The sequence below is a fragment of the Azospirillum sp. P4_B5 genome (assembly GCF_056402275.1).
The window spans coordinates 85727-94795 of the sequence record NZ_JBFUHT010000026.1 but is presented as its reverse complement, the minus strand read 5'-3'; the positions used below and the strand labels follow the sequence as shown (position 1 = coordinate 94795).

11 protein-coding genes, 1 other RNA gene and 1 pseudogene are annotated in these 9069 nt (G+C 68.9%); 11 read left to right on the top strand and 2 right to left on the bottom strand.

Annotation, left to right across the window (positions count from 1 at the left end; translation table 11 throughout):
* Positions 1-160, bottom strand: a 160-nt coding sequence (locus AC1DVI_RS20170) for a glyceraldehyde 3-phosphate dehydrogenase NAD-binding domain-containing protein (protein ID WP_476959489.1), incomplete at its 3' end; no start/stop codon positions are given.
* 144 nt (positions 161-304) lie between these two features.
* A complete protein-coding gene (gene tkt, locus AC1DVI_RS20165) occupies positions 305-2317 on the bottom strand; it encodes a transketolase (RefSeq protein WP_476959487.1) in 2013 nt (670 codons plus the stop codon).
* Between the two features lie 345 nt (positions 2318-2662).
* Between tkt and AC1DVI_RS20160 the strand changes: the two genes are divergently transcribed.
* The 11 genes and pseudogenes from AC1DVI_RS20160 to ybgC all read left to right on the top strand — a co-directional run bounded on the left by AC1DVI_RS20160 (position 2663) and on the right by ybgC (position 9069).
* Complete coding sequence (locus AC1DVI_RS20160; RefSeq protein WP_145626108.1) at positions 2663-2887, top strand: hypothetical protein; 225 nt, start codon at positions 2663-2665, stop codon at positions 2885-2887.
* Between the two features lie 3 nt (positions 2888-2890).
* On the top strand, positions 2891-3205 hold the full coding sequence (locus AC1DVI_RS20155; RefSeq protein ID WP_149163357.1) for a cell division protein ZapA: 315 nt from the start codon (positions 2891-2893) through the stop codon (positions 3203-3205).
* 13 nt (positions 3206-3218) lie between these two features.
* Positions 3219-3378, top strand: a non-coding RNA gene (ssrS, locus tag AC1DVI_RS20150) — 6S RNA.
* A 39-nt stretch (positions 3379-3417) separates the two neighbouring features.
* A complete protein-coding gene (locus AC1DVI_RS20145; RefSeq protein ID WP_476959486.1) occupies positions 3418-4011 on the top strand; it encodes a 5-formyltetrahydrofolate cyclo-ligase in 594 nt (197 codons plus the stop codon).
* Between the two features lie 12 nt (positions 4012-4023).
* Positions 4024-4845: a TIGR00282 family metallophosphoesterase gene (locus AC1DVI_RS20140; protein ID WP_476959485.1), complete on the top strand. Its 822-nt coding sequence runs from the start codon at positions 4024-4026 to the stop codon at positions 4843-4845.
* A gap of 200 nt (positions 4846-5045) precedes the next feature.
* Positions 5046-5798 carry a YebC/PmpR family DNA-binding transcriptional regulator gene (locus tag AC1DVI_RS20135; RefSeq protein ID WP_014240508.1) on the top strand — a complete coding sequence of 251 codons (753 nt, stop codon included), beginning with the start codon at positions 5046-5048 and terminating at the stop codon, positions 5796-5798.
* 29 nt (positions 5799-5827) lie between these two features.
* A pseudogene (gene ruvC, locus AC1DVI_RS20130) lies at positions 5828-6349 on the top strand (crossover junction endodeoxyribonuclease RuvC); the annotation flags it as partial.
* The gene (locus AC1DVI_RS20125) at positions 6344-6883 is read left to right on the top strand and encodes an endonuclease domain-containing protein (protein WP_476959488.1); all 540 of its coding nucleotides are present in this window, start codon (positions 6344-6346) and stop codon (positions 6881-6883) included. The pseudogene ruvC and the gene AC1DVI_RS20125, both read left to right, overlap by 6 nt.
* Positions 6880-7509, top strand: coding sequence for a Holliday junction branch migration protein RuvA (gene ruvA, locus AC1DVI_RS20120; RefSeq protein WP_137138859.1), 630 nt, complete (start codon positions 6880-6882; stop codon positions 7507-7509). The genes AC1DVI_RS20125 and ruvA overlap by 4 nt, the downstream gene beginning before the upstream one ends.
* Positions 7506-8597: a Holliday junction branch migration DNA helicase RuvB gene (gene ruvB / locus AC1DVI_RS20115; protein ID WP_476959484.1), complete on the top strand. Its 1092-nt coding sequence runs from the start codon at positions 7506-7508 to the stop codon at positions 8595-8597. Before ruvA ends, ruvB begins: the two co-directional genes overlap by 4 nt.
* Complete coding sequence (ybgC, locus tag AC1DVI_RS20110) at positions 8590-9069, top strand: tol-pal system-associated acyl-CoA thioesterase (RefSeq protein WP_454018629.1); 480 nt, start codon at positions 8590-8592, stop codon at positions 9067-9069. Before ruvB ends, ybgC begins: the two co-directional genes overlap by 8 nt.

Genomic DNA, 9069 nt, shown 5'->3' with positions numbered 1-9069 from the left:
CGTGGACGCTGTCGTACTTCAGCAGGTGGGCGTTGGCCTTGAGGTCGGCCAGGTCGTTGATCGCCACGACCTCCACGTCGTTGCGGCCGCTCTCGTAGATGGCCCGCAGAACCAGACGGCCGATGCGGCCAAAACCGTTGATCGCTACCCGAACAGCCATTGTTTTTCCTCCAGTCTGGCATTCCCCGACCCCGAACCATACGGCTTGGGGCGGTAACTCCCGGCCCCGGATGTGTGGTCCGGGGCGGCAATTGTCAGCCCCGGACCGTCGGCCCGGAGCCCGATCCCGCGAACGCTCGCTCTTTTACAGGCGCGCCTTCGCCGCGGCGACCACGGCCTCGGCGGTAATGCCGAAGTGCTTGTAGAGTTCCTGATAAGGAGCCGACTCGCCGAAGCCGTTCATGCCGACGAAGGCGGTGGCCGTGGCGCCCGGATAGCCGAGCCAGCGGTCCCAGCCCTGACGGACGGCGGCCTCGACCGCGACGCGGACGCCGCTGCCGAGCACGGAAGCCTTGTAGGCGTCGTCCTGCGCCTCGAACAGCTCGAAGCTCGGGATCGACACCACGGCGGCGCCGATGCCCTCGGCCTGGAGCGCCTTGCGGGCCTCGGCGGCCAGCGAGACTTCCGAACCGGTGGCGAGCAGCGTCACCTTGCGCTCGCCCTCGGCCTCCAGGATCACGTAGCCGCCGCGGGCGGAGCGGTTCTCCGCCGCGTGCTCGGTGCGCAGGGTCGGCACGTTCTGGCGGGTCAGCGCCAGGACGGACGGGCCGTTGACGCGCTCCAGCGCGATCTGCCAGCACTCCGCGGTCTCCACGGCGTCGGCCGGGCGCAGGGTCAGCAGGTTGGGGATGGCGCGCAACGCGGCCAGATGCTCCACCGGCTGGTGGGTCGGGCCGTCCTCGCCGAGGCCGATCGAGTCGTGGGTCATCACGAAGATCGAGCGCTGCTTCATCAGCGCGGCGAGACGGATCGACGGGCGGCAGTAATCGGCGAACTGCATGAAGGTGCCGCCGTAGGGGATGACGCCGCCGTGCAGCGCCATGCCGTTCATGACGGTGGCCATGCCGTGCTCGCGCACGCCGTAGCGGACGTAGCGGCCGTTGAACTCGCCGCGGCCCTTCACGTCGGCGGTGTTCTTCGCCTTGGTGTTGTTCGACGGGGTCAGGTCGGCGGAACCGCCGACCATCTCCGGCACCGCCGGGACCAGGACGTCGAGCACATTGCCCGAGGCGACGCGGGTCGCCCAGCTCGGCTTGTCCTCGGACAGCTTCTTCTTGAAGGCGCCGATGATCTCGTCGAGGCCGGCGGGGACGCCGTGGCCCATCGCCGCCTCGAACGCCTTGCGGGCGGAGGGGTCGAGCGCCGCGACGCGCTGCGCCCAGTCGGCGTAGGCGGCGTCGGCGCGGGTGCCGGCGGCGCGCCAGGCGTCCAGAACGTCCTGCGGGACGACGAAGGCTTCGTGCGGCCAGCCGAGATTCTCGCGGGTGGCGGCCACCTCGTCGGCGCCCAGCGGCGAGCCGTGGCAGCCGTGGGTGTTGGCCTTGTTCGGGGCGCCCTTGCCGATGATGGTGCGGCAGGCGATCAGCGTCGGCTTGTCGGAATCCTGAGCGGCCTCGATGGCTTTGGCGACGGCCTCCGGGTCGTGGCCGTCGACGGTCGCCGTGTTCCAGCCGTAGGAGCGGAAGCGGGCCGGCGTGTCGTCGGTGAAGCTGAGGTCGGTCGAGCCGTCGATGGAGATGTGGTTGTCGTCCCACAGCACGATCAGGCGGTTCAGCCCGAGATGGCCGGCCAGCGAGCAGGCCTCGTGGCTGACGCCCTCCATCAGGTCGCCGTCCGAGGCGATGACGTAGGTGTAGTGGTTGATCAGGTCGTCGCCGAAGCGGGCGTTGGTGATGCGCTCCGCCAGGGCGAAGCCGACGGCGGTGGACACGCCCTGGCCCAGCGGACCGGTGGTCATCTCGATGCCGAGCGACGGATCGACCTCGGGATGGCCCGGCGTCAGGCTGCCGAGCTGGCGGAAGCGCTTCAGCTCGTCGATGGTCATCCGCTCATAGCCGGTCAGGTAGCCCAGCGAGTAGATCAGCATCGAGCCGTGGCCGGCCGACAGGATGAAGCGGTCGCGGTCGGCCCAGGCCGGCTGCTTCGGATTGAACTTCAGGAAGCGCGTGAACAGCACCGTGGCCACGTCGGCCATGCCCATTGGCATGCCGGGGTGGCCGGACTTCGCGGCCTCCACCGCGTCCATGGACAGCGCGCGGATGGCGTTCGCCATGGTGGTGATGGGGGCGGGCGGGGTGGCAGCGGAAGCAGCGGACATCGGGCAGGGTTCCTGAAGAATGTTCCCGTGGGCAGGCGGGCAGCGAACGGAGCGGGCCGAACGGGGTCGGGCAACACCGATTGGGCGGGAAACCAGGGGTTCCCGCAGGACGCGCGCACCATGCAGAAGCCATGTGCGCAGGTCAACACGGGAATGGGGATGGCGGCCCGGCTTTCCACGCATTTTGGGGGCGCCGTCTCCACCGCAATCCGCGGCGTAATTCCGGTTGACGGCGTGGGGTGGTCGGCCCAACTGTAGCGCTCGGCATTTTATGCATGTGCGAATTATGCATGTGCGAACTGCTGCCCCGTTCGCCGTCCATCCGTCCGTCAAGGTTCCCCGCCCATGGATTCCCTGAAAGCCGCGCTCGACCGCCTCTCCAAGTCCGTGGATCGTCTGGAGCATGCCGCGTGCGCCCGCGAGGAACGGGTGGCTAAGCGCGAGCAGGAACTGAGCGAGTCCCTCCGCGAGGCCCGCATCGAACAGGCGCGCGCCCAGGAGAATGCGGAAACCGTGTCGAAGCGTCTGGAGGCGGCGATCGGCCGTCTCGAAGCGGTTCTGGAGAATTGAGCCATGGCCCAGGTGGAATTCGAGGTGAACGGGCGCGCCTACCGCGTCTTCTGCGAGGATGGGCAGGAATCGCGCCTGCGTGAACTGGCCGCCTTCGTGGACGCCAAGCTGAAGCAGGTGACCGGCGGCGGAAAATCCGGGTCGGAGGCGCAGATGCTCATCCTGACCGCCATCGTCATGGCCGACGAGATGCAGGACGTGATGGCGGGCCGCGGCCTCGCCCCTCTGTCCACCGTGAACGAGGCCGAGGTGGCCGCCGCCGTGGACAATGTCGCTTTGCGCATCGAAGAGGTTGCCGCGCGGCTCGAGCGCGCCTAAGTTAGTTCTTGGAAGGTCGCTGCCTGGTTCGTCAGGTCGCAATAATCCCCAGGGCCGATAATCTTAGACTCTCGGGAGCTGTCCCTGTCCGGACCGTGGTCCGGGTACACGGCGCCCACCTGCTCTGCAGGTCATGGAGGATAAGCAATGCCAACGGCCAAGGCGGCACCTTCCGCCTCTCCCGTGATTTTCCCCGACGTTTCCAGGCGACGATGACCGACCCGCGCGCGGCCAAGGACGCCGCCCGAGCCCAGGCCCGCGCCCGGCGCGATTCCCTCAGCGACGACCAGATGCGCGCTTTTGCCGCGGATGCTCTGCGCGACCGCTTCCTGGAGGAGTTGGTTCGGCCGGGGTTCATCGCCGACGGACCGGTTGCCGGTTATTGGCCGCTCGGTTCGGAACTCGACGTGCGGCCTCTGCTGCTCCATCTTAGGACGGGCGGGCGCTCCATCGCGCTTCCGGTGTCCGGACCGCGCGGGCAGGCGTTGACCTTCCGTGACTGGGACCCGGCGCTGCCGCTGGCCGCCGGCCGCTACGGCATCCAGGAGCCGGGCGCCGACCGGTTCGAGGTGGTGCCGGCGGTGCTTCTGGTGCCGATGCTGGCCTTCGACCGCAGCGGGCATCGGCTGGGTTACGGCGCCGGCTATTACGACCGGACGCTGGACGCCCTGCGCGCGATCCGTCCCGTCCTGGCGGTCGGGATGGCCTTCGCCGCACAGGAGATCGACGCGGTGCCCCACGGGGCGCACGACGAGCGGCTCGATTGGATTCTGACGGAGCGCGAGACGCTCCGCTTTACGCACTGAAGGTTGGGGACGATGCGGCTTTTGTTTCTGGGCGACGTGGTGGGGCGGTCGGGACGCGACGCGGTGATCGCGCACATGCCGATGTTGCGCGACCGGCTCGACCCCGACCTGACCGTGGTGAACGGCGAGAACGCCGCCGGCGGCTTCGGCATCACGGTGAAGATCGCCGAGGAGTTCTTCGCGGCCGGCGTGGACGTGGTGACGCTGGGCAACCACAGCTGGGACCAGAAGGAGTTGGTCGCGGCGATCGACCAGCAGCCGCGCATCATCCGCCCGCTGAACTATCCGGAAGGAACGCCGGGGCGCGGCTTCGTGCTGCTGCAGGCGCGGGGCGGGCGCAAGGTGCTGGTCATGAACGTGATGCTGCGCCTGTTCATGGACCCGATGGACGACCCCTTCGCCGCGGTGGACCGGGTGCTGCGCGCCCATCGGCTGGGCCCCAACGGCGCCGACGCCATCCTGGTCGACGTCCACGGCGAGGCGACCAGCGAGAAGATGATCATGGGCCATTTCTGCGATGGCCGCGCCTCGCTGGTGGTCGGCACGCACAGCCACGTTCCGACGGCGGACCATGTGGTGATGAAGGGCGGTACGGCCTATCTGACCGACGCCGGCATGTGCGGCGACTACGACAGCGCCATCGGCATGAAGAAGGAGGTCGCCATGGCCAAGATCATCCGCAAGCTGCCGACGGAGCGGCTGAGCCCGGCGGAAGGCGAGGGCACCGTCTGCGGCTGCTACGTCGAGACGGACGACCGCACCGGCCTCGCCACCAGCATCCAGCCGCTGCGGCTGGGCGGCCGGCTGAGCCAGTCCGTGCCGGTGCGGGGCTGAGCGACATCACCGGCTCGGGGCCCGCAGGGCGCAAAAGGGGCGCCCCAATACTGCCATATTGACTTTCTATATGGGTAGGTGTCGTCTCCGGCGCCGAAGGCGTGCGGTGGCGCACAAAGGCTGGTACATGTGTCCCACCGCTTTCCAAGCTGTTTCACAAGACCTTGTCTCTTTGAATCCATCTGGGGCTCGTTCGACGCATGGCCGGTCATAGCCAATTCAAGAACATCATGCACCGCAAAGGCGCGCAGGACGCCAAGCGGTCGAAGATCTTCAACAAGCTCGCCCGCGAGATCACCGTGGCGGCCAAGGGCGGCCTCCCGGACCCGGCGGCCAACCCGCGCCTGCGCGCCGCGATCACCGCGGCCCGCGTGCAGAACATGCCGCGCGACCGCATCGACCGCGCGATCAAGCAGGGCACGCCCGGCGGTGGCGACGACGCGAACTACGACGAGGTGCGGTACGAGGGCTACGGCCCCGGCGGCGTCGCGCTGATCGTCGAGGCGCTGACCGACAACCGCAACCGCACGGCGTCGGAAGTGCGCTCCGCCTTCACCAAGTACGGCGGCTCGCTGGGCGAGACGAACTCGGTCAGCTTCATGTTCAGCCGCGTCGGCGCGATCTACTACCCGGCCGCGGCCGCGGCCGCGGACGCCGTGTTCGAGGTGGCTCTGGAAGCCGGCGCGGAGGACGTGGCGTCCGACGAGAACGGTCACGAGGTCACCACCACGGTGGAGAATTTCGCGATCGTGCGCGACGCGCTGGAGGCCAAGTTCGGCGGCGCGGAGAGCGCGCGCCTGACCTGGAAGCCGCTGAACACCGTCGCCCCGTCCGAGGACGCCGCGGCCAGCCTGATGAAGCTGCTGGACGTGCTGGAGGACAACGACGACGTCCAGACCGTCGAAGGCAACTTCGACATCTCCGACGAGCTGATGCAGAAGCTGACGGCCTGAGTTCAGGGCGCGGAGCGGAGGAAACCGGGGTGCTTGGGCAGGCCGGAAGGAGCGGGGCGGCGCAACAGCCGCTCGTACGCCTGTTGGGGCTGGACCCCGGCCTCCGCCACACCGGCTGGGGCGTCATCGACGTGTCCGGCAACCGGCTGACCCATGTGGCGGACGGCGCCGTCCATTCCGACGACGGCCGTCCGCTGGCCGAACGGCTGTGCCAGCTCCACGAGGCGCTGACCGAGGTGCTGGAGCGCTACCGCCCCGACGAGGCGGCGGTGGAGGAGACCTTCGTCAACAACAACGCGGTCTCCACGTTGAAGCTGGGGCAGGCGCGGGCGGTGGCCCTGCTGGTCCCGGCGCTGGCCGGGCTGTCGGTGGCGGAATACGCCAACAACATGGTGAAGAAGGCCGTGGTTGGACAGGGGCGGGCCGACAAGACGCAGGTGCAGGCCATGGTGCGTCTGCTGCTTCCCGGCTGCGCCATCACCACGCCGGACGCCGCGGACGCGCTGGCCGTGGCGATCTGCCACGCGCATCACCGGCAGTCCCTTCTGTCCTGGACGCCGACCTCTCCCCTCTCCCCCCCGGGGAGAGGGCAGGGTGAGGGGGGGCAACTTCTGGCGCGCGGCAAAATCGGCGGCGTTCCCCCCTCACCCCAACCCTCTCCCCGGGGGGGAGAGGGGGAGTGGGGAGTCCTGGCGCAAAAGAAGCCGTCCGAGGTTCAGACCGTTCGGGCGCGTCAGTTGCGGCGTGATTCCACGGACGTCGAAAAGTTGCTGTGGCAGCGGCTGCGGAACGCCCAGATGGGGGCAAAATTCCGCCGTCAGGAGCCGATATTGGGATTTACGGTGGATTTCGTGGCCCACGACCATCGTCTGGTCATCGAACTGGACGGTGGACAGCATGCGGATCGCGTCGAACAGGATCAGCGCCGGACCCGCATGCTGGAGCAGGCGGGTTTCCGCGTGCTCCGCTTCTGGAACAACGACTTGAACGAGAACCTGGACGGGGTCCTTGAAACGATCAAGGCCCGTCTCGACGAAACAACCATTCTGCGGCGCCAACCGTCCGGTAGGGAGTCACTTCCATGATCGCCAAGCTCACCGGTGTCGTGGATTCGGTCGGGACCGACTGGGTGGTGGTGGACGTCAACGGGGTCGGCTATCAGGTCGCCTGCTCCAACCGCACGCTGTCGCGCATGGCGGTGGGGGAACGGCGGGCGCTGGTCGTCGAGACCTTCATCCGTGACGACCGGATCACCCTCTACGGCTTCGCCGATGCCGGCGAGCGCGACTGGTTCCGGCTGCTGACCACCATCCAGGGCGTCGGCTCGCGCCTTGCCCTGTCGATTCTCGGCGTGCTCGATCCCGACCAGCTCACCCGCGCCATCGCCGCGCAGGACAAGACGGCGCTGACCCGCGCCGACGGCGTGGGGCCGAAGGTGGCCGCGCGAATCGTCAACGAGTTGAAGGACAAGGTGGGCAACCTCACCCTCGGCGCCTCGGCCTCCGCCGCTCCGGCGGCGGGCGGCAAGGCGGCGCCGGCGGCGGGCGGCCCCGACAACATGGTCATGGCGGACGCCGTCTCGGCCCTCGTCAACCTCGGCTACGGGCGGTCGGAGGCGTTCGGCGCCGTCGTGGCCGCCGGGCGCAAGCTGGGCGACGGGGCCGGCGTGTCGGAGCTGATCCGCCATGGCCTCAAGGAACTCAGCCAATGACCGCCGACCAGAACGGCTCCGATCCCGACCGGCTGGTGCAGCCGGGGCGGGGCGCCGGCGACTCCGGCGAAGCCTCGATCCGCCCGCTCTCGCTTGCCGAGTTCATCGGCCAGCGGCAGGCGCGCGAGAACCTGTCGATCTTCATCCAGGCCGCCCGCTCGCGCGGGGAGGCCCTGGACCATGTGCTGCTGTTCGGGCCGCCGGGCCTGGGCAAGACGACGCTGGCCCAGATCGTCTCGCGCGAGCTGGGGGTGGGCTTCCGCGCCACCTCCGGCCCGGTCATCGCGCGGGCCGGCGACCTCGCCGCGCTGCTGACCAACCTGCAGCCGCACGACGTCCTCTTCATCGACGAGATTCATCGCCTTAATCCCGCCGTGGAGGAGGTGCTCTATCCCGCGATGGAGGATTTCCAGCTCGACCTCATCATCGGCGAAGGCCCGTCGGCGCGGTCCATCCGGATCGACCTGCCACCCTTCACGCTGGTCGGCGCCACCACGCGTTCCGGCCTGATCACGCGCCCCCTGCGCGAGCGGTTCGGCATTCCCGTGCGGCTGCAATTCTACGAGCCGGACGAGCTGGAGCTGATCGTCCGCCGCGCCGCGGCCGTGTTCAACATGCTCATCACCCCGGAAGGGGCGCGGGAGATCGCCAACCGGTCGCGCGGGACGCCGCGCGTGTCGGGGCGGCTGCTGCGCCGGGTGCGCGACTTCGCCTCGGTCGCCGGCGTGCCGGAGGTGGACGCGCGCATCGCCGACGCCGCCCTGACCCGGCTGGAGGTCGACCGGCTCGGCCTCGACAGCATGGACCGGCGCTATCTCGGCATCATCGCCAACAACTACAACGGCGGCCCGGTGGGCGTGGACACGTTGGGCGCCGCACTCGGCGAGCAGCGCGACGTGCTGGAGGAGGTGGTGGAGCCCTACCTGATCCAGCAGGGCTTCCTGCAGCGGACCCCGCGCGGGCGCATGCTGACCGACCAGGGCTTCCGCTATCTGGGCCTGAACCCGCCCGCGGCGCCGACGCGGCAGTTCGATCTGCTGGACCGGCTGTCGGAGGCCAACCCGGACCCGGAGGACGGCGATGCCTGACGCGGCCGGGACGGCGAATCTCTCGGGCTGGTTTGACGAGAACGCGCAGCACAGGCTGCGCTTGCGGGTCTACTACGAGGACACGGACGCCGGGGGTCTGGTCTATCACGCCAACTACCTGCGCTTCTTCGAGCGGGCGCGCACCGAGATGCTGCGGCTGACCGGATTCACCAACGCCGGGCTGGCCGAAAGCGACGGTGTGTCATTTGCGGTACGACGGGCGGAGATCGATTTTGTCGCTCCCGCAAAGCTCGAGGATACGCTTGAAGTGGTGACGCGAATCACCGATACCGGCGGTGCCTCCTTCGCAGTTGCACAACTTGCCCGTCGCGACGGCCGTGACCTCGCGCGGGCGGTGATTCAGCTGGCGATGATCAATTTGGCCGGTAACCGGGCCGGACGTCCCGCGCGCCTTCCGGCGCCGGTCCGCGAGGCGCTCATCGATTTGTACAAAAGGCAGAAGCGAGACTGA